The 19,277-nt window shown below is 50.1% G+C and carries 20 protein-coding genes and 1 riboswitch; of the genes, 4 read left to right on the top strand and 16 right to left on the bottom strand.

Annotation, left to right across the window (positions count from 1 at the left end):
- Position 1 precedes the first annotated feature (1 nt).
- The 3 genes from purK to A7K91_RS12105 all read right to left on the bottom strand — a co-directional run bounded on the left by purK (position 2) and on the right by A7K91_RS12105 (position 2,054).
- Complete coding sequence (gene purK, locus A7K91_RS12115) at positions 2-1,291, bottom strand: 5-(carboxyamino)imidazole ribonucleotide synthase (RefSeq protein ID WP_082967412.1); 1,290 nt, start codon at positions 1,289-1,291, stop codon at positions 2-4.
- The gene (purE, locus tag A7K91_RS12110; RefSeq protein WP_068682995.1) at positions 1,288-1,773 is read right to left on the bottom strand and encodes a 5-(carboxyamino)imidazole ribonucleotide mutase; all 486 of its coding nucleotides are present in this window, start codon (positions 1,771-1,773) and stop codon (positions 1,288-1,290) included. Before purE ends, purK begins: the two co-directional genes overlap by 4 nt.
- Before the next feature lie 68 nt (positions 1,774-1,841).
- Positions 1,842-2,054: a hypothetical protein gene (locus A7K91_RS12105; RefSeq protein ID WP_068682993.1), complete on the bottom strand. Its 213-nt coding sequence runs from the start codon at positions 2,052-2,054 to the stop codon at positions 1,842-1,844.
- 144 nt (positions 2,055-2,198) lie between these two features.
- Positions 2,199-2,297: riboswitch (purine riboswitch) on the bottom strand.
- Positions 2,298-2,654: 357 nt separating this feature from the next.
- Between A7K91_RS12105 and A7K91_RS12095 the strand changes: the two genes are divergently transcribed.
- Entirely contained in the window at positions 2,655-3,938 is a 1,284-nt protein-coding gene (locus tag A7K91_RS12095; RefSeq protein WP_068682990.1) for a LysM peptidoglycan-binding domain-containing protein, read from the top strand.
- 394 nt (positions 3,939-4,332) lie between these two features.
- Here A7K91_RS12095 and A7K91_RS12085 read toward each other — a convergent pair whose 3' ends face one another.
- The 7 genes from A7K91_RS12085 to A7K91_RS12055 form a co-directional block, all read right to left on the bottom strand.
- Positions 4,333-4,539, bottom strand: coding sequence for a hypothetical protein (locus A7K91_RS12085; protein ID WP_068682986.1), 207 nt, complete (start codon positions 4,537-4,539; stop codon positions 4,333-4,335).
- Between the two features lie 97 nt (positions 4,540-4,636).
- The gene (locus A7K91_RS12080; RefSeq protein ID WP_156739506.1) at positions 4,637-5,827 is read right to left on the bottom strand and encodes an IS701 family transposase; all 1,191 of its coding nucleotides are present in this window, start codon (positions 5,825-5,827) and stop codon (positions 4,637-4,639) included.
- Between the two features lie 235 nt (positions 5,828-6,062).
- Positions 6,063-6,647, bottom strand: coding sequence for a nitroreductase family protein (locus A7K91_RS12075; RefSeq protein WP_068682984.1), 585 nt, complete (start codon positions 6,645-6,647; stop codon positions 6,063-6,065).
- 34 nt (positions 6,648-6,681) lie between these two features.
- Positions 6,682-7,092 carry a YxeA family protein gene (locus tag A7K91_RS12070; RefSeq protein WP_068683157.1) on the bottom strand — a complete coding sequence of 137 codons (411 nt, stop codon included), beginning with the start codon at positions 7,090-7,092 and terminating at the stop codon, positions 6,682-6,684.
- A 31-nt stretch (positions 7,093-7,123) separates the two neighbouring features.
- The gene (locus tag A7K91_RS12065; RefSeq protein WP_068682982.1) at positions 7,124-7,852 is read right to left on the bottom strand and encodes an ABC transporter permease; all 729 of its coding nucleotides are present in this window, start codon (positions 7,850-7,852) and stop codon (positions 7,124-7,126) included.
- A gap of 12 nt (positions 7,853-7,864) precedes the next feature.
- Positions 7,865-8,617 (bottom strand): ABC transporter permease, encoded by a 753-nt coding sequence (locus tag A7K91_RS12060; protein WP_068682980.1) that lies wholly within the window; start codon positions 8,615-8,617, stop codon positions 7,865-7,867.
- The gene (locus A7K91_RS12055) at positions 8,614-9,531 is read right to left on the bottom strand and encodes an ABC transporter ATP-binding protein (protein WP_068682978.1); all 918 of its coding nucleotides are present in this window, start codon (positions 9,529-9,531) and stop codon (positions 8,614-8,616) included. The genes A7K91_RS12060 and A7K91_RS12055 overlap by 4 nt, the downstream gene beginning before the upstream one ends.
- Positions 9,532-9,783: 252 nt before the next feature.
- Here A7K91_RS12055 and A7K91_RS12050 point away from each other — a divergent pair, with 252 nt between their 5' ends.
- The gene (locus tag A7K91_RS12050) at positions 9,784-10,497 is read left to right on the top strand and encodes a response regulator transcription factor (RefSeq protein ID WP_068682976.1); all 714 of its coding nucleotides are present in this window, start codon (positions 9,784-9,786) and stop codon (positions 10,495-10,497) included.
- A complete protein-coding gene (locus A7K91_RS12045) occupies positions 10,498-11,937 on the top strand; it encodes a sensor histidine kinase (RefSeq protein WP_068682974.1) in 1,440 nt (479 codons plus the stop codon).
- A 172-nt stretch (positions 11,938-12,109) separates the two neighbouring features.
- Here A7K91_RS12045 and msrB read toward each other — a convergent pair whose 3' ends face one another.
- Positions 12,110-13,081 carry a peptide-methionine (R)-S-oxide reductase MsrB gene (gene msrB / locus A7K91_RS12040; RefSeq protein ID WP_068682971.1) on the bottom strand — a complete coding sequence of 324 codons (972 nt, stop codon included), beginning with the start codon at positions 13,079-13,081 and terminating at the stop codon, positions 12,110-12,112.
- Between the two features lie 305 nt (positions 13,082-13,386).
- Between msrB and A7K91_RS12035 the strand changes: the two genes are divergently transcribed.
- A complete protein-coding gene (locus tag A7K91_RS12035) occupies positions 13,387-14,607 on the top strand; it encodes an amidohydrolase (RefSeq protein WP_082967411.1) in 1,221 nt (406 codons plus the stop codon).
- Between the two features lie 277 nt (positions 14,608-14,884).
- On the opposite strand, the gene A7K91_RS12025 is transcribed toward A7K91_RS12035, so the two are convergent.
- From A7K91_RS12025 to A7K91_RS12005, 5 genes are all read right to left on the bottom strand, one after another.
- A complete protein-coding gene (locus A7K91_RS12025) occupies positions 14,885-15,406 on the bottom strand; it encodes a hypothetical protein (protein WP_068682967.1) in 522 nt (173 codons plus the stop codon).
- A 47-nt stretch (positions 15,407-15,453) separates the two neighbouring features.
- Positions 15,454-16,212 (bottom strand): DUF4253 domain-containing protein, encoded by a 759-nt coding sequence (locus tag A7K91_RS12020; protein WP_169833403.1) that lies wholly within the window; start codon positions 16,210-16,212, stop codon positions 15,454-15,456.
- 49 nt (positions 16,213-16,261) lie between these two features.
- Complete coding sequence (locus A7K91_RS12015) at positions 16,262-16,585, bottom strand: DUF5713 family protein (RefSeq protein ID WP_068682965.1); 324 nt, start codon at positions 16,583-16,585, stop codon at positions 16,262-16,264.
- A 175-nt stretch (positions 16,586-16,760) separates the two neighbouring features.
- Positions 16,761-17,792: a carbohydrate kinase family protein gene (locus A7K91_RS12010; protein ID WP_245697458.1), complete on the bottom strand. Its 1,032-nt coding sequence runs from the start codon at positions 17,790-17,792 to the stop codon at positions 16,761-16,763.
- Positions 17,793-17,795: 3 nt separating this feature from the next.
- Complete coding sequence (locus A7K91_RS12005; protein ID WP_068682963.1) at positions 17,796-19,268, bottom strand: glycoside hydrolase family 32 protein; 1,473 nt, start codon at positions 19,266-19,268, stop codon at positions 17,796-17,798.
- Positions 19,269-19,277: the final 9 nt, after the last annotated feature.

The following is a 19,277-nucleotide window of genomic DNA, read 5'->3' as shown; positions in this document are numbered from 1 at the left end:
TTCACACCTTCCGGCTTTTGTTTTCTTCATTCCAGATGCCGCTTTCCTCAATCCAGCGAAGCGCAGCCTCCGTGCTGTCGGCCAATACGTTGACATGGCCCATTTTACGTCCCTTAACGGCATCTTTTTTGCCGTATAAATGCAGCTTCGGCGTGACGCCAAGGTCTTCCGCAGCTTCATCGCGTATAGACAAACGCGCAACTGTCGGCTCAACATGCTGTCCCAGCACGTTTACCATCACAACAGGCGTCAGCAGTCCTGCATCGCCCAGCGGCAAGCCGCAAATCGCGCGAATATGCTGCTCGAACTGCGACGTTTTGCTTGCTTCCATCGTGTAATGCCCGCTGTTATGGGGACGAGGCGCCAGCTCGTTTACGAACAGCCTGCCATCCTCCGTTACGAACATTTCCACCGCGATCAGCCCGACCGCGCCAAGACCTTCCGCAATGGCAACTGCCAGCCGTTCCGCCTCCTCTGCAACCGAAGCTTCAATTCGCGCTGGAACGATGGACAAATGCAAGATGTTGTTTACATGTATATTTTCAGCTGCGGGAAAAGCTTTGATCTCCCCGTTCGAGCTGCGGGCCGCAATGACCGAAATTTCCTTTTGAAACGGGATAAACTGCTCCAGCACCAGCTCCGTGCCCGCTTTGGACAATGTTGCATAAGCTTCCTCTATTTCGTCCGCGCTTCGTATGACCCATTGGCCTTTGCCGTCGTAACCACCGGTTGCGGTTTTGAACACTGCCGGCAGGCCAAGCTCGGACACCGCTTGAGCAAGACTTTCGACGCTTGTAATCTCCCGATAGGGAGCAACCGTTGCTCCGGCAGCTTCGATCGCCCGTTTCTCGCGCAAGCGATGCTGGGTCGTATGCAGAAGTGCGCTGCCTTGCGGCACGTAGGCTTCCTTCGTCAGCATCGCGGCTACGCCCGCGTCTACATTTTCAAATTCATACGTAATGACGTCGCATTGCGCCGCCAGCTCTCTTGCGGCAGCTTCATCATCGTAAGCCGCCGTAATCTGGCGGGACACCTGTCCCATCGGACAATCCGGCGTCGGGTCCAGCGCCACAAAGCGATAGCCCATTGCGCTGCCGGCGTTTGCCAGCATTCTCCCGAGCTGTCCGCCTCCCAAAATGCCGATGGTGCCGCCCGGAGCAATCAGGCGTGGCGTATGACCGTTTTTTCCTGTCACAGCCGCGCCTGCCCCAGCCGCGCCTTGACCTGCTGCGTTATTACCGGCTTCGTTGTTTTCTGCCCTCACGCCAGCTTTGTCAGAGCCTTGACTCATAACGTTTCACTGCTTTCCAGCACCTGCTGCTTGATAGCCTCGCGCCGCGCTTCCACTCGCTCTTGCACCTCAGGATCAAATGCGCCCAGCATTTGCGCCGCCAGCAAACCCGCGTTGGTGCCGCCAGCATTGCCAATCGCTACAGTTGCCACTGGAATGCCGCCCGGCATTTGCACGATGGATAGCAGTGAATCCAGTCCGCTCAGGCTGGAGGATTTCACGGGCACGCCAATAACCGGCAAAATCGTTTTGGAGGCGACCATGCCGGGAAGATGAGCGGCTCCGCCAGCGCCTGCGATAATAACCTTCAAGCCGCGCTGCTGAGCCGTTTCCGCATATTGGAACATCAAATCAGGCGTCCGATGCGCCGATACTACCTTTTTTTCGTACGGAATTTCCAGTTCGTCCAGAACGTCGCAGGCCAATTTCATAGTGTCCCAGTCCGACTTGCTGCCCATAATGACGCCCACCTTAGCAGACATGTTCTCAAACCCACTTTCTATATTTTCATTATTATCTTGTAACGCAACATTTAAAAAGGCTGCCGCAATTAAAAAAGGTCCCTTTCAGCCATTGAAAATAGAGGTTGCTCAAAATTCGCCGCAATTTGCCGCCGCTCTTTTTGAACACGTACTATTACACGCTGCAGGACCCTAGCCAAAATCAGCACCTTCGAGCTGCAAGAAGCAGCGAAAGTCATCATCTTTAACAAACCGGACAACGCCTCAGCCGCCACGCTAAAGACAACATAAGGCTGCTCCATCCATGAAGCAACCTCTATATGACTTAGGCAATTGTGACTCTCGTCACGACGAAATGCCGGCATCGCAAGATGCGAAGCTTCGGCAGGCTTGTCTGTTAGAGGACATTCAAAACATCGTATTCCAGACATTTTGAACTCACACTTTTGTCGGTTTATTAGGCTCGTAGTCCAGAAATTAAGGTTTCCGGGTAGAAACATTCGGGCCTCTCCCGAATATATACGAGAAAAAAATGAATGGGCGGAACTCTCCGCCTCAAACCTATTCCAGTTTATCGAATTGGCTCTATACTGTCAACAAAATACGAACGTTTTCTGCAAATCAAATATTAAAGTTCGCTTTTGGCAAAAACCTCTTCGCAAAAAGCTGGTTTTTCGCTCTCCGCCAAGCCATTAATTCCGGAAGCTCGCGCGAGACTACATTAACTGTCGGCTGAATACATATGAAATAAGCGATGGTATGGCATATCAGATGCTTTTCCTCATCATAAATGATTGGCATATCCCTGTCGAGGACCCAAGCAGCCTTCCTTCCGTTTGACAGGGCAAAGCAGGCTTTTTAATCATATTTTTTTGAATTTATTCCATAAGGAGGGGTAAGCTTTGCGGATTTACAGTGTAAAAAAAGGGGATTCCCTCTGGGCGCTAGCCCAGCGCTTTGGCGTGTCCCTGGATGATCTGATGTCAGCGAACGGCCTGCAGGATCAGTCGGTGCTTGTTATTGGGCAAGCGCTCATTATTCCAGGCCCGCCATCCGGCTCCGCGCATGTAGTTCGGTCAGGCGAATCATTGTGGAGCATCGGGCAGTTGTACGGAGTGTCCATTCAAGAGCTGGCGACAGCAAACGGAATAACCAATCCCGCTCAATTGGCGATTGGTCAAAATCTGATCATTCCCCAGCCGTCAAGGCCTGTAATCGAGGTAAATGCCTATACGGAAAAATTCGATGAGCAAGGAGCCGCGCTTGTGAGAGAGGTTGGGGAGCATTTGACTTATTTAAGTCCGTTCAGCTACCGGGTGCAGCGCAGTGGACAGCTTCAGCCTCTAAATGATTCCGCTGTTATTGAAGCGGCTTACAGCAAACGGGCCGCGCCCATGATGGTCATTACCAATTTTGAAGGCGGCACCTTTAATCCCGAAATCGCACATTCCGTTTTGGCCGATCCGGACGCGCAAAATGCCCTTCTTGAATCCATCCAATCCACTATGCGGCAAAAGGGATATATGGCGCTAAACGTCGACTTTGAATACGTTCCGCCCGCTGACAAGGAGTTGTACAACGCTTTTTTGCAGCGGCTTGTCGACACTCTGCACCCGGAGGGCTGGCTTGTCTCCTCAGCGCTCGCTCCCAAAATTTCCGCCGATCAGACTGGAACCCTGTATCAGGCCCATGATTATGAAGCGCATGGACGCATTCTGGATTTTGTTGTGCTTATGACCTATGAATGGGGCTGGTCGGGAGGTCCGCCGCGCGCAGTTGCGCCCATCAACGAGGTCGTCAAGGTGCTGAATTATGCGCTGACTGTCATTCCCGCCTCCAAAATCATGATGGGTATGCCTCTCTACGGCTATGACTGGACGCTGCCTTATGTACAGGGGGGACGCTGGGCGCCAACCGTCAGCCCGCGGGAAGCCGTCATTCGTGCAGCTCGCAACAATACTTCCATTCAGTATGATGAAACCTCGCAATCCCCTTTTTACCATTATTATGACGACGAAGGACGCGAGCATGTCGTTTGGTACGAGGACGCCCGCAGCGTTCAGGCCAAATACGATATCGTAAAAGCCTACAAGCTGCGCGGCGTAAGCTATTGGGTGCTCGGCGTGCCGTTCCCGCAAAACTGGTTTGTGCTAAACGCCAACTTCACCACCAAAAAGCTTGTTTGAAAAACAACGTTGCGTTGAGGCGGACGCTTTGGAGCGGCATTTCAGCGCTCGCGGCGTTCCTATGCTCGCGGCGCTTTGCACTCACACCGTTTCTTTGCCTGCGGCGCTCTGCTCTCGCGGCGTTCTGCACAATTGCCGTTCTACGCTTATGCGTTTCTTTACCCGCAGCGTTCTGCGCTTGCATGCATGGCCTTTCTGCACTCGGACATTTTGCAACGGCACCTTTTTCGTGAAATTTCCAAGGTCAAAAGCTGTGCCGTATCCAACTAAGTGCTACGGACATCCGTGACCTTTAGAGCCTATTTTTTTAATGCCGCTATTTGAGACTCTAGCGGTCATAAGCGACCGCTAAAAGCAGGGATGAGTCAATGCCCACTGTTTAAGAAGGCCTTGCTTATTTTTCAAGCATTTGACTAATTGGACAAATTTCCGGCTGTACGCTGTCATTTGGAGCCTTTTCATAAGGCTCGTCTTTTTGCTCCAGCTCCTTACAGACCTTCTCATAAACCGAAGGCAGCAACACGCCTAGTGAAACAAAGCAGCATAACAGCATCACTGACAATCTGTTTCTGGTCATCACGGACAGCCTGTTCCTGGTCATTGCCTTCTTCACCTCTGTGCAAACGTATCCTTATTACTATCTGTACTTGCCAATAATCGCTTCAAATATTTGTAAGTTAAAAAATCTGACAGATTCCCTATGCGACTCTGAGCCGCGTTTTAATTTGCTCTAGTGTCGCCCCGCGCTGAGCTTGGTTGAAGATATATTCAATCATGTCGTGCTTTTTCTGCAGGTGAAAGCCATGTATCCCATCAATCAAGCTTCCATGGCTACGATACGCACAACACAGCGCAGCAAATAGAAGCAGGGTCAAGTAACGGTCAATGGCCTGAACCGAGCGAACCTGGTAACGATCCATGGCCAGCTGAACCTTCGCGGTACGAAAGTAGGTTTCGATCGCCCAACGTTTGCTGTAATAGCTCAATATTTCTACATTACTCAGGAAAACATCCGTACTTAGAAAAGCCTTCATATGCTTGGGGTCAAAGCCTTCTCCATCTTTCCAACATAGAAGCAAAGCGGCATTTTCCACGACATTGAGCTTGCCTTCATAGCGATATACCCGATAATCGGAGGAGCCGATGGTCACCAGATCGGTATCCGTTTTCGAGATGTAGGAAGCAAAGTCTTTGAGCGATTGGCGGATGCCTTGCGGATAGAAAATACGATTCGTTTTCAAGCCGCTAATGACGTGAAATCCACGCTCTGCACATGTTTGAAGTACGGAAGCAGATGGATACCACGAATCCATCAGGACATAGGTTCGGCAGGAAGACATCGGGACAGCCTGAATCATATCACCCGCGAGTTCGATTTTACTTTTTCCTTGTGGATCGTAACGCGCGGTGGCAAAAGGAAAGACCTGATCCCCTGAGCGAAGCAATGTTTGAACGACAGCGTGCCCGTAAACATGCCGCTGTCTGAGATGAGAATGTTGAAACGAAGCCCCTTGAATCGGGTGTGTAGCCTGTGACGAAGGCTTGGTTTTTTCACACACGGTGTCATCCAGAATAACAAATACGGGGCTACCTTCTCGCCGAGCGCACGCCTCCGTTTGCTGAAAAGCAACACGTTGAACCAAGCGTTTTAAGTGAGAATCATCCCAGTTCCCATGAGTTAAGAAATGACTCAATGTCCGGCGATCTCGCTCTTGCAGGCTTTCGCGGTGAATATCCGTTAACGTCCCTGTAAAACCGGTGGAAAGCATCCCATCCACGAAGTGCTTGATGTGGTGAAGAGCAGGTTTGGAGAAATATAGCGGAAGTTTCCACTCGGCCAACCGATTGTTCCAGTGCTTTTCTTGTGATAAAGTGGACGTATGAGACATATCTTGTTCTCCTCTGCGTGGGGTGGTTGGTGGTACTTCTATTTTACGCAGAGAGTCAAGTGTGTCTCTATTTACATTTCATGGAACTAATTTTGGGCAAGTACACTTACTATATCAAAGCTTAATGAACAAATGATGAAATTTGTGTAAATTTACACCTGGACAATATACAACTTAACGCAAAAAAACACTCCAAAGAGTGTTTTTTCAAAGCTATCGCATCAAGCGCAATGCATTAATCCAGCCAAATCGTTTTTTCCAAAATATCGGCGCGCTCCGCCTTCAGCGGCTTCATATCGGGATGGCCCAGATAGATAAAAGCAACGATTTCTTCATCGCTGCGAAGCTCGAAGGCTGCTTTCATCGCCTCATGAAACATAGGAGCGCCAGAGCGCCAAATCGCGCCAAGGCCTAATCCGTGGGCAGCGAGCAGCAGGTTTTGCACGGCTGCTTGAGCGGCGGCCCGTTCTTCTGCCGCAACCGCTCTTGGATCGTCGGCAGGCGAGCAAATAGCGGCGATAACAACCGGGGCCCGGAACGCCTTCGCGATTTCCTTTTTCCGTTTTTCCTGGACTTCTTCTTCGGAAAGCCCGGAAGCCTCGCTTAACGCAACATCGGCATACCCTTCTCCCAGCTTGTTTCGGCCTTCGCCCGTCATGACGACAAAGCGCCATGGCTGCGTATTATGGTGGCTTGGCGCCCATCCCGCTGCTTGAAGCAGCTGGATGATGACGTCACGCTCCACCGGTTCGTTTTTAAATCTGCCTATGCTGCGGCGTTCGGCAATGGCAGTCAGCACATCCGGTAATGATTGGCTCATCGTTGTAGTTCCTCCTGGCCTCCTGAAATTGAAGTCAGTTTACCCCACTCGCCGCTATCCGGTCAAGCTCCCGTATTAATGGCTGGTTGTTTAGCTGCTTATTCAATTGAAGAGCCGATTTGCCAGGCACGTCCTCTGGCGAAACTACTTCATAATAGGTAACGCCGCGCAGCCAGGTGTAATACAGCTTGACATAATTGCCCTTTTCCAGCTCCTTACCGCTTGTAAAAGTCAACTCTTTTTTCTTGCCCTTTGCATTAAAAGCATCATGTTTGTATTCGTATCGTCCGTTAGCAAGCTGCTCGCCAGAGCTTTCTATTATCGTAAAATAAACATTTTTGCCCGCCCGGTTCTCCGGGTCAAGCTTGTCCGGGTTATAGAACACAATAATGAGACAAACAGCGGAAGCAAGCAGCAAACCTGCGATCCATATTATTTTTTTCAACTTAAAGCCCCCCTTTTTAAAATAAACCTCATCAGGAAACAATATCTTTGCGCTTTAATCTCGATATGGACATGGCGGCAAAAAGGAGGATAAACCCTGTGCTGGAGACCCAAAACATAACATGCTGAAAGCCCTCCAGCTTGTTCTGGCTCAATACGCCCATGCCAATGGTAAGCAGAGAAAACGGAAAAAACAGGCCCAGCTTTGCAACGTAAAATCCGAGACCAGCAAATACCGCACACAAGCAAATGCCGATTGGCGTTGCAAAGCTGCGCATTTTTAAGGAAAGCGCCAGCTGCAAAGCGCCAATGGCTAACGAAGCATACCAGCCCCGCATGATCCAACCGACGGTTTCCGGCGGAAAGCCGCCTTCCAGCGCCAACAGATTCCCGGCAAGCCAATACAACAAAACAAACAAAATCTGTGCAAGCAAAATCAGCAGCCCGGCCACAAACCATTTGGCGAAAAAGACGCTTGCGGGCGATACCGGCGAGCTCATCGTCATATTCCAGTTGCGGTTTACATGCTCCAGCCGCGCCAGATAGGAGCAGCAAATCGCAATTAGAATCGGCAGGAAAAACTCGCCGTAAAACAGGCTGACCTGCGTCCAAAGACTATACCAGCCATTGCCCAGAACACCCTGGTTAGCGTAATAGTTGGCGCAGCCAATGAGCAAACTGACAACCGGCAGCACCGCCAGCAGCAGTCCGATCCGGGAATGACGGAGCTTGAGCCATTCCGCCGAAATACTTCTTATCATGTTGTCCCCTCCTCAAACTTCCTGACGCGTTACGGTCAAATTTCCGGCGGCATAAAACAGAATAGCCATTATAACAGCCGCCGCCACAGCGCCGGCGCTGACTTGCTGAATGAGATACGTCCCGTTGTTCTCGCCGTACTGATAGGCAACCGGCCCTAAATCCATATAATAGGACCAGATCAGCAGGCGTCTGAAGGCTTCCGGAAACAATCCGGCGGTCATTCCGGCAAAGCCGCCAAGCATGCCGAGACATAACGCAAAGGCCTGATTTTTGAAGCCCAGCGAAAGCCATTGCTGCAGCGCCGCAACAGCTAATCCCGTCAGCATGGAGCCTCCGGCGAAACGAAGCAGCAAATCAAAGGGAATCGCTCCGTCAAACCCTTTTATCCAGCCGAGCAAAATTATAAAAGCGCATTGGGCCAAAACGCCCAGCAGCAGCAGGCTCATGGCGCAAGCAAATTTAGCGCCGTACAGGCGGCTTCGTTTGACGTTGGTTGCCAGGAGCATTTTCCACGTTGCTCCCTTATGCTCCATATCGCAAATGCGCGAAATAACAATAGCCGTCAGGATGGGCATAAAAAGTCCGTTCATCGAGGATATCGAAAAGATGGCGGCTTCCCATACGGCCTGATCCGGGTTTTTGGCAATGGCCCGGCTGACGGACATAAACACCCATAGCCATTCCACGGTCAGAAACATCAGCAGCATCAGGCCGATTTTTTTGCGCCTTATTTTATAAAACTCCAATGCCAATGCGTTCATCACAAGCTGCGCTCCTTTCCGGTCAGCTCCAGGAATATGTCCTCCAGACTTTTTTTGCGTCTCTCGATGCGGGTTACCGGTATATGCTGCTCCACCAGCAGCCGATTGAGGGCCGCCACCTCGGAATCCTCCACATTATCAAGCCGCAGACGGGTGCCATCCGCCGCGACATTGTATCCTTTCGTAAGCAGCAGCCACTCCGCCTGGGCGTTGTCGCCGGTTTTGAACGTTACATGCGAGCGGCTCCGCGCTCTGAGACTATCCATGCTGCCCTGATACAGCATGGCGCCATCGCTGATAATGCCTACCGAAGTAGCAACCTGCTCAATTTCGGTCAGCAAATGGCTCGACAACAGGACGGTTATGCCATATTGCTCAGGCAGCGACTTGATCAGCTCGCGGATTTCGCCAATGCCGGCAGGGTCAAGCCCGTTTGTTGGCTCATCCAGAATAAGCAGCTTTGGAAAAGAGAGCAGCGCCATCGCAATGCCAAGCCGCTGCTTCATGCCAAGCGAATATTGATCGGCTTTTTTATGCTTGTGGTTTTCCAGACGGACAATGCGAAGCGCCTCCTCCACGTTTTTCAACGGCACGCCTCTTAGACGCTGCATCACCTTCATATTTTCGAGTCCGGTTAAATGGCCGTAATACGAAGGCGATTCAATCAGGGAGCCCGTTCGCTTCAGAATGGCGGAGCGGTGTTTGTCCAGGCTTTGCCCAAACAGGCTGATCCTTCCTTCCGTGGGCTTGACAAGCCCCAGCAGCATTTTTAGTGTAGTTGTTTTCCCTGCTCCGTTGGGACCGAGAAAGCCATAAATATCTCCTTCCTTTACCTCCAGATTAACCTCCCTCACCCTGGACACCGCTCCATAACGTTTGGTCAAATGTTGGGTTTGTATAATTGCGTCAGCACTCATGTCAATACCAGCTCCAGTTCTGTATTATTGAATTTGGCCAAACCAATATAATTCTGGTTAACGTTCATTTTCACTTTCGCTCCACTTGGCTTTCTTTCCATTTGCACGATGGTTCATAAGCTTTTCCCGCATTTCAACTGTATCCTCCGCGCCTTTCCTCATCCTGAAGCTTACCTTACGCCTGCCTTAAATCTCTCCTTCCAAAAGAAGCTGCCAACACAATTCATGTATAATAAAAACGGGTGATGAAGCTTGGATAATATGAAGGACAAAAAAATACTGATTGTAGACGACGAGCCCGACATCAGGGTTATGATTGAACGATTTTTGCGAAAAGAAGGCTTTTTCCGCATCTACACAGCGGGCGACTGTTCGTCGGCTCTGGCGGCCATAGGCGCAAGCAAGCCGGATATTGCCATATTGGATGTTATGCTGCCGGACGGAGACGGCTTTTCCCTGCTTTCCTCCATTCGAACGATGTCAACCCTGCCCGTCCTGTTTCTGTCTGCCAGAGGCGAGGATGAGGACCGACTGCTGGGCCTTGGCCTCGGCGCCGACGATTATATCGTTAAGCCGTTCCTGCCGCGTGAGCTGCTGCTCAGACTAACAGCTATTCTCAAGCGGGTGTATGCATCGCCCGTCAACAACCGGTTGACCAGCTTCCGGCTGGGCGATTCCGTCATTGATCTGGACAGTGCAGTCGTGCGCTGGGATCAGGCCGAGCTGCCCCTTACAGCCAAGGAGCACGCCATCCTGACCAAGCTATATGAAAACAGAGACCGAATTGTAACGACCGACGCCTTATGCCAGGCAGCCTGGGGAGACGACAGCTACGGCTATGAAAATTCCTTGATGGTTCATATCCGGCGTATTCGGGAAAAGGTGGAGCAGGACCCTTCTGGTCCAATCCATCTACTCACCGTCAGAGGTCTTGGTTATAAGCTGGTGACGAAGGAGAACCCGTAAATGCGAAGCGTCATCGCCATTCTGCGCCGCTTTGTCGCTTCCACCCTTCTCGTATCCATCGGTTTGCTTATATTTAATTTTATTTTGCTGGGCACGCTAGTTTTTAAGGAAATGAATCAAAGCCAATCGCCTGAAGGCGTATTAAAAAAAGTGGCTTCAAAGCTGGACAAAACCGGAAGCGGCTATGTCCTGGAGGAATCAGGGAGCAATTTGCTGCGGGAAAACGACGCATGGGCCATGCTGTTGGACGGAAACGGCGACGTCATCTGGGATTCCGGCCTGCCCGGCGAAATACCCCGCTCCTATTCGCTGACGGATATCGCCAAGCTTTCACGCTATTACTTGCTGGACTATCCCGTGTACACCTGGGAAAAGGACGAGGGCTTGCTGGTTATGGGTTATCCCAAATGGAGCTATGGCAAATACCAGTTTCAATTCCTGTACGATTGGGGCCGATCCTTGCCGCTTCGGCTAACGGTTCTGCTCTTGCTTAACGTGGCCGTGGCTCTGCTTATTTCGATTGTCATCGGAATGCGAATGATGCGGGGAATCCGTCCGCTTGTGGAAGGGGTCCATGGCCTCGCCCGTGATGAGGAGGTTAAGCTGGATACTGCAAAAGGCTTATTCGGTGATTTGGCCGGCAGCATCAATTCCGCCTCCTCCATGCTTCAAAGCCGGACGGCGGCCCTGAAAATGCGAGACGAAGCACGCTCCAACTGGATTGCCGGCATTTCGCACGATATACGCACCCCTCTTTCTATGGTATTGGGTTATTCCAGTGAATTGGAGGAAAACGCAAGCTTGCCGGAGGAGCAGAGAGAGCAAGCCGCCATTATAAGAAGGCAAGGTGAAAAGCTGCGTTCTCTCATAAGCGACTTGAATCTGGTATCCATGCTGGAATACGAAATGCAGCCGCTGCATTTGAAGCCGCTCAGGCTGGCGGCTCTGTCCAGACAAGCCGTTGCCGAGCTGCTGAACAATCGGCTGGCCGAGCGGTATCAGATTGACTTGGAGCTGAAGGAAGTAGCCGTTCAAATAAACGGGGATGAAAAGCTGTTAAGCCGGGCTATAGGAAACTTGCTTCAGAACAGTGTAAGACATAATCCGGATGGCTGCCGGATTGCGGTGGAAACCTTTCTCTCAGAGGATCGTTCACGATATGCCGTCAGAATACGAGACAACGGCAAAGGAATTCCGGAGGAGCAGCTGGCCGATGTTACGGAGCTTCCTTATTCCTCCAAACGCAAAAAGCCCGCGTCGAATGGACACGGACTTGGATTGCCTATGGTTTCCAAAATAGCGCAGGTTCATCACGGGCAGCTGCTTTTGGAGCGCAGTGCCGCAGAAGGCGGCTTGAGCGCAACGTTGTTATTTCCCGTTTTTGATCAACAAAGCAACAACAAGACCGGTTCTGAAAGAGCTGACAGGCCAGTGTTTTGAAGCAACGGCTGTCCGGTACCCCATTTGCCGGAGGGGCTGGTCGTCACCGCGTTTGGCCTTCTCTCGAATCCATATCGCCAAAAGCAGCCGCCAAAAAAATCCGCCCCCGTCTATCTGCCATTACTGCAGAGATGGAGGCGGTTGCTTCACCTAATGGTTATTCAGGAATCATTTATTCAAACAAATGCTTATACTCCCCATAGCCTTCCTCTTCCAGCTTTTCCTTCGGAACAAAACGCAGGGAGGCGGAGTTGATGCAATAGCGCAAGCCGCCTTTATCGCGAGGGCCGTCGTCAAACACGTGGCCCAGATGGGAATCCCCTTCCTTGCTGCGCACCTCAACCCGCACCATAAAGTGGCTGGTATCCGTATGCTCCATTATGGCTGATTTCTGAAGCGGCTTGGTGAAGCTTGGCCAGCCGCAGCCTGCATCGTATTTGTCCAGGGAGCTGAACAGCGGCTCGCCCGAAACGATATCGACATAAATGCCGTCTTCCTCGTAATCCCAATATTCGCCGGTAAAGGGGCGTTCCGTCGCATTATTTTGCGTAACCTCATATTGGATAGGCGTCAGCCTTTTTCTGAGCTCATCCGTATCCTTTGCTGCCGTCCAGTGCTTGGCAATAAACGCGTCGCGTCCGGAGCCCTTGCGGTACATTTTGTAACGGTAAGGGTTGGTATGGTGATAGCCTTGATGATAATCCTCTGCCGGATAAAAAGGACCCGCTTCCGTAATTTCGGTTACGACAGGTTTGTCGAAGCGGCCGCTTTTTTCCAGCTCCTCCCTGGATTTCTCCGCCAAAACACGCTGCTCCTCGGTGTAGTAGAAAATAGCGGTGCGATACGACTCGCCCCGGTCATGAAATTGCCCGCCGCTGTCGGTAGGGTCAATTTGCTGCCAGAAGATGTTCAGCAGCTTGCTGTATGGGAAAATTTGTGGATTAAATTCGATTTGAACCACTTCCGCATGGCCCGTCGTTTCCGAGCATACCTCTTCATAAGTCGGGTTTTCGGTATGTCCGCCGGAATAACCGGAGCGAATGCTGATGATGCCCGGCATTTCTTCAAACGGAGACACCATGCACCAGAAACAGCCTCCTGCAAACATAGCGAGCTCTTTTTGGGATGTTTCCTGCTTATCCATTCCGTATCTCCACCTTTCATCGACAGCCGATTAAAATTCGGCTTTTCCTTATTATACCGAAGAAAGGCGTAATGTAAAAAAATTGCGATAATGCAATGTTATATGGCGTGTACTTCGGACAGGGTTCAAATCCCCTCGCCTCTACCAACAAAAGCTTTAGCGAGTACTGCTCAACGGGAGTGTTGCTTGTTTGTTTATTTTGTTTTTTACTCAAATGCGATGCGGCCATAATAGTGGTACCATAGAAGTTGATTAGGAATAAAGATGGCGCGAATCTAATTTGGGTAAAGGCAGGAGATGATCGGTTGAACGCTTCTTATTGGTTAACGAATGTAGGATTAGAACAGGGTTATGATATGGAAGATGGACTGGTCTCTGGTACGAAAACGAAAGTTTGTCATATACGAATTGAGAACGGTACTATTGCTGAGATTATAGGGGCAGAACGGGATATTCAAAGTGATGTTGCTAAATATGATTGTAAAAAGTTATTGATGCTGCCTTCGTTCGAAGAGGCTCATATTCATTTGGATAAAACGTATTTTGATGGACCGTGGAAAGCGGTAAGGCCAGTATCGGGCATCTTCGAGAGGATTGAGGAAGAGAAAGTATTATTGCCTAAGCTGCTTCCAATGGCAAGGCAACAAGCCGAGAGCATTTTAACTCTTATACAGGGATATGGAGCTACTCATGTACGCACCCATTGTAATATCGAGCCTACTAGTGGACTGCAACGGTTAGAGGCGACTAAGCAGGCACTAGATACTTTCTCAGGTAAAATTTCATCGGAAATTGTCGCTTTCCCCCAGCACGGGCTTTTGCTATCGGATTCTGTTCAACTCGTAAAGCAATCTTTGGCAGAGGGGGCAACTCATGTTGGCGGAGTAGATCCATTCTCAGTGGATGGAAATATAGAGAAGTCTCTGCAGACCATCGTAGAATTAGCGGTTTTGAATAATGCCGGTATCGATATTCACTTGCATGATAGTAACGATGCGGGCAAGCAGACTCTGATTCGTTTAGCTGATCTGACCGAAGAGGCTCGTTTGCAAGGAAAAGTAACGGTTAGTCATGCGTTCTGGTTTGCAAGTGCGCAGCCACAAGAGGCGGAGGAAGTTGCTGAACGGATGGGATCGCTTGGCATGTCCGTTGCTTCGACGGTTCCGATTGGCAAGACAACGATGCCGCTCCCGATGTTAACTAAAAATGGAGTAACAGTAAAATTGGCAACCGATAGCCTTACAGACCACTGGTCTCCATTCGGGAATGGAGATCAATTAGAAAAAGCAGGTCGGTTCGCAGAATTGTATGGGTATAATGATGAATTATCACTATCTCAAGCCATCAGCTTTATTACAGGAGGGATAGTGCCGCTTGATTCAAAAGGCCAGCAGGTGTGGCCTAAGGTCGGGGACGCCGCGAGCTTTGTACTATTGCACGCAAGCTGCACGGCGGAAGCGATAGCGCGAAGAGCGCCGCGTCAAGCGGTATGGTACCAAGGGCGGCTCGTGAGTGGATCGTTGTAAGCATATTGTAGAGATATACGACGGCGAATTGTGGTTTTGCATAACCACGGTTCGCCTCCACCAGCCTTACTCAAAAAGAACATTTTTTTCTTGGTGGATTTGCAGTAACAAATTGGTTCAACTAACGAAAAAGCAGCTAGACGATGAAACCCAGTACAGTTGGTTTGCAGAGGACATAGCGATACAACTGTATTATTTATTGGTGGAAATGATAAAACGGTGTTGCGAAAGGAACAGGTCCACCGGTCATTTCATTAAATCTTTCGATTTGACTTTCTCATAGAACGTAATACCCTTTCTCCCCGATGCCAATCGTCCAGAAATGGTTCGACTTCCGCAAATCGTTCTCAAGCCAGTCGCGATCTTCCTCATACGTACCTTCGGCCTTGGCTTCCTCGATCGATTCCAGCAAATCCCCCGGTGTTGATTCGCGATAAATGCCAACACTGATTTCCAGGAACGAATAGCCATGTTCAGCTTCCGTATCGTCGATTTTGCCGTTGTTTTTTTCGGCTAACAATGCGACCAGCGCTTCGCCAGGCAGCTCAAATAGCCGTTCCCCGTAGATAAGCGGGATTGTCTTCTCGCAAAACGGACCGTAGATGCATTCAATAAAATCAACGCGGTCCTCATCATTCAAATCAATGCGAAGCTCGAGCTCGTCGTAAAAGAGTTGCTTGTCATATGTATTTGATGGTTCACCCAGCAGTTGCTTCACCTGTTGTGCCGTTTGTCCAAACGCAACATAACCAACTCCATTCACATCCATGCCTTGCAGCGGTTCTAAGCGATGCAGCATCCTGAGACATGATTCCAACTGTCCGTAACGTTTAGTAACCTATTGAATCAATCCCACCAAAAATACCAAATCTCATTGCATTTTAAATAGCTTGCATATTGCCCAACTGAATCAAAGGAATCTAGTACATACTGACAGAACATAAAATGCTCTTTGGCCAGCTGCAGCGCTTCATTATCCGTTGCGGGAAGCCTTCCCGCGCGAACCACCCATGTATTCTGCGTTACCGCAAGCGGCATCATCTCAAATTCATCCTGCCAGTGCTTGAACAAGGCGGCTTGATAGAGGGGCTGCGGGCACTCGTTATAACCGTCCATCGGTACGATTAGGGGAGCATGGTATCGTTCATCTGCTTTCATCGGCAACAGCAGCGCCCCATCCTCCATACGAGCCTCTATCCAGTCCGCATTGATTTCCGGATAAGCATAAGATGAGCTTGTCTGTTTTTCGTCCAACAGCTCATTCCCTTCCCATACGCGGGCATAAGCAGCATAAACCTCTTCAAAACTTTTGTCGTCCATCCGCTTAACCTCTGGCGGTAAATCGACATACGCCAAATAAGCGCTTACGATATGGCGCAACGCATCAAGCTTGGTCAGAGAATGCACTTGCTCCAGCTTCATCTCGACAAATAAAGTCAGCGATGCTTCCTCTTCCAGTGCCTCCTCCATCATCTCCAGAATATTATCACTAGGCAAAATCAACAATTGCCCCGTCCCATCTGGGCCGCTGACTGGAAAGGTCAGCTGCTCTATGACCGCCATTGTGCAGGAAAAAGGTTTTAATAGTGCCCGCATATCTTCCATCGTGGTCCGCACCTCCTGCACCATTCTATTTTTTGATAGAAATCTCCGATTACCAATCTCTTTCCCTGATGGCCGTCTCGATATCGATATCCACCTGAAACGAATTCAGGATCGCTTCTACGGTCGTCCCGATGGAATCCCGTGCCACGGTTTCAATTTCGCTGTCATGCTCCTCGAATTCTTCCTGCAGATCGTTGATGGCGATGGTCATCTTATCCAGCTCGTTCTGTATCGCTTCATTCGAATGAGACCCGCTTTCCAAAAACCGTACCACTTCCATGATCCGCTCCTTCACCTTATCCACTAATAAATCAGGGAAGTAGCCATCGTTATACATGTCTTCCAAATAAATAAAATCAGCATCCAATTTCATTACTTTGCCGCCTTTCTATGTTTAATTGTTTTGAGACATTTCCACTGTGGTATTCCCAAGCCCTACCAAGTTTATAATAATAGAACACGAAGATCAATCCGCCAAAAAAACCAAAAAAAGTGAACAGGGGCATATCACCTGCGCATAATATGCGGAAGCGAAATGCCCCTTATATTCACTTCATTTTCACGTTTATTTTACCCTGTATCAACTGTTCCACTTCTTCCAAGCTTGGCATGCTGGCCATTGCTCCCTTGCGAACAGTCGCCAAAGCTCCAACTGCGTTGGCAAACGCTGCAATCTGGTCGAGCTGATGCTGCTGCAACCCGGCAACACCCGACCCGAGTCCCAGCAAAAGCAATTGATGCAGCACCCCGCCCAAAAAGGCATCGCCCGCTCCCGTCGTATCCACAGCCTGCACCTGATACCCCGGCACCAGCCCGGTCAGCTCGCCGCATCGGTAATAGCAGCCCTTTGCGCCAAGCGTAACAAAGGCAAGCGAAATAGAAAACGTGCTGCACAAATCCTCAAGCGCTGCCTCCATGTCCGGTTTATCCGTCAGAAAAAGCAGCTCCTCCTCGGAAAGCTTGACGACATCGGCAAAACCAAGCGCCTTGCGAATCATATCGCCGGCATGCGTCAGACTATCCCATAACCTCTCCCTCAGATTGGGATCAAAGGAAATCAGCTTGCCAGCCTGCTTCGCCCGTCCGGCTGCATACAAGGTAGCCTCCGCCGCAGCTTCATGCGTAAGCGACAAGGAGCCAAAATGAAAGATGCGGCTGTTTTCAAGCAGCTCATCGGCCACCTCCGCCTTCATCAGCGTTGCATCCGCTCCGGGATTGCGATAAAAGCTGAAGCTGCGATCCCCGCCGGAATCCAAATGCACAAACGCCAAGGTCGTTGGCGTTTCCGCCGTAAAAACAAGTCCTGAGGAATGAATGCCCGCAGCCTCTAGCGAGTTCCTCAGGAAATGACCAAAGGAATCATCCCCCACCTTTCCGATAAATGCCGTTTTCCGCCCCAATGCGGATAAGGCTGCCAGCACGTTGGCCGGAGCGCCTCCGGCATTTTGCACAAACCGCGGATTTCCGCTCTCCATTTTGCCCTCGGGGGTAAAATCTATCAACAGCTCTCCTAAAGCTGCAACATCGTACATATGCTTAACCGCTCCGATTTCGTCTGCATTCATTTTATGATCCCGCATGATCTATTCTGCCTGTCCAGCTAATTGCTCTGTCTGCTCAAGCAAAAACGGGGCGTATACAATTTGGGCAATGGAGCATGCCGAAGCCGCAGAGATAGATAACCCTCTCCCCTGCTTCTCATAAGAGGTCGTCGTCCATACCTTTTCCCCATTGTTTAAAAACAGCTCCACGGAATAAAGGTCCATATAAATATCCAGCTCCACGGTCCCTAGTCTGGACAGCTCCAGCGCAACTGGCTGCTCATCTCCATAATCAGAGCTTAATTCCAGCTTGCCACACCGCCTGTCCACCAGCACCCGTACCGCTTGATTCCCGCTTTTGCGCAGCTCTATCATAAACTGCCCCTTTTCATCAGCAATCTCCACATGGATATGCCCCATATCACCTTCCGGCAGCGGTAAAATCTCATCTTGTAGAAGAGAAACCTCCTCAAGCGTAATGGCGGCCGCAAAATAGGATTGAATGTGCTTAACCGGCCGTTGAATAAGCTGATTCCCTCGTACGCTCAGCTCTCTTGGCAGCGACATCATGCCATTAAAGAGCATTCCCTCCGGCGGAGCCGCTTGCGTCCATTTTTGCATCCAGCCGATAAGCAGACGTTCTCCAAATTCTCCCTCCGTCGTTTGAGGCGCATAAAAATTCGAGCCATAATCCAGCAGCCCTTCGCTTTCTACAAAAAATCGGCCTTGCCCGTAAACCAGCTTGCCGATGGCATAGGAGGTTTTATGAGAAATATCTCCCTTGTATTGAGGATCGCATGGCATCGTGGAAAACAGCAATACGTCCTTGCCGTCAACCTTAAAATAATCCGGGCATTCCAGCAGCAGATTGTCCTCCGGTTTACTCTGATAAATCGAGGAAGCGAATGTCCACTCTATTAGATCGGAGGAGCTGAACATCAAAATTTCTCCCCGGCGATTGGTATTGCGGACAGCCAACACGCAATAATACATATCGCCTTCCTGCCAAACCTTCGGATCACGGAAATCGCAGATGAGATAACCCTCCGGCAGCTCCTGTTCGGCAATGACGGGATTATTCTCATGCTTGGCAAAAGAAATCCCGTCCTCGGACACTGCAATACATTGATATTGCCTGATTTGCTCCTCGGCCTTAATCCCATTCAAATTGGGGTCAATATGGCCCGTATACATCAGATACAGCTTGCCGTCCTTCTCGATGGCGCTGCCGGAAAAGCAGCCGTTTGCATCATAGGACTTGTCGTTTGCCAGTGCGGTTGGCTGGTAGCTCCACCTGATAAAATCAGTAGTTGTTGCATGCCCCCAATGAATATTGTTCCACACCACGTCATAGGGGTTGTGCTGATAAAAAAGATGATAGCTTCCTTTGAAAAAGCTAAAGCCGTTTGGATCGTTCATCCAGCCAATTTCGGGAGTAAAATGAAAATGCGGCCGCTTGTCCACCTTTCCTATATTTTTCTTAATATAATCGGAAGCCTCCAGTATCTTATCCAATATGTTTCA

Source organism: Paenibacillus oryzae (assembly GCF_001675045.1).
Classification (GTDB): domain Bacteria; phylum Bacillota; class Bacilli; order Paenibacillales; family Paenibacillaceae; genus Pristimantibacillus; species Pristimantibacillus oryzae.
Note: the sequence above shows the minus strand (reverse complement) of the source record. Positions and strands in the feature narration are given on the sequence as shown.

What these genes read in the sequence shown, in the direction of transcription:
- A7K91_RS12085 (WP_068682986.1), bottom strand. Translation starts at nt 4,539, where the DNA reads ATGACCAGGAACAGGCTGTCCGTGATGACCAGAAACAGATTGTCAGTG.
- A7K91_RS12045 (WP_068682974.1), top strand. Translation starts at nt 10,498, where the DNA reads ATGCGAAGCGTCATCGCCATTCTGCGCCGCTTTGTCGCTTCCACCCTT.
- A7K91_RS12105 (WP_068682993.1), bottom strand. Translation starts at nt 2,054, where the DNA reads ATGGAGCAGCCTTATGTTGTCTTTAGCGTGGCGGCTGAGGCGTTGTCC.
- A7K91_RS12080 (WP_156739506.1), bottom strand. Translation starts at nt 5,827, where the DNA reads ATGTCTCATACGTCCACTTTATCACAAGAAAAGCACTGGAACAATCGG.
- A7K91_RS12020 (WP_169833403.1), bottom strand. Translation starts at nt 16,212, where the DNA reads ATGGAAGATATGCGGGCACTATTAAAACCTTTTTCCTGCACAATGGCG.
- A7K91_RS12025 (WP_068682967.1), bottom strand. Translation starts at nt 15,406, where the DNA reads ATGCTGCATCGCTTAGAACCGCTGCAAGGCATGGATGTGAATGGAGTT.
- A7K91_RS12055 (WP_068682978.1), bottom strand. Translation starts at nt 9,531, where the DNA reads ATGAGTGCTGACGCAATTATACAAACCCAACATTTGACCAAACGTTAT.
- A7K91_RS12075 (WP_068682984.1), bottom strand. Translation starts at nt 6,647, where the DNA reads ATGAGCCAATCATTACCGGATGTGCTGACTGCCATTGCCGAACGCCGC.
- msrB (WP_068682971.1), bottom strand. Translation starts at nt 13,081, where the DNA reads ATGGATAAGCAGGAAACATCCCAAAAAGAGCTCGCTATGTTTGCAGGA.
- purK (WP_082967412.1), bottom strand. Translation starts at nt 1,291, where the DNA reads ATGAGTCAAGGCTCTGACAAAGCTGGCGTGAGGGCAGAAAACAACGAA.
- purE (WP_068682995.1), bottom strand. Translation starts at nt 1,773, where the DNA reads ATGTCTGCTAAGGTGGGCGTCATTATGGGCAGCAAGTCGGACTGGGAC.
- A7K91_RS12065 (WP_068682982.1), bottom strand. Translation starts at nt 7,852, where the DNA reads ATGATAAGAAGTATTTCGGCGGAATGGCTCAAGCTCCGTCATTCCCGG.
- A7K91_RS12010 (WP_245697458.1), bottom strand. Translation starts at nt 17,792, where the DNA reads ATGCGGGATCATAAAATGAATGCAGACGAAATCGGAGCGGTTAAGCAT.
- A7K91_RS12015 (WP_068682965.1), bottom strand. Translation starts at nt 16,585, where the DNA reads ATGAAATTGGATGCTGATTTTATTTATTTGGAAGACATGTATAACGAT.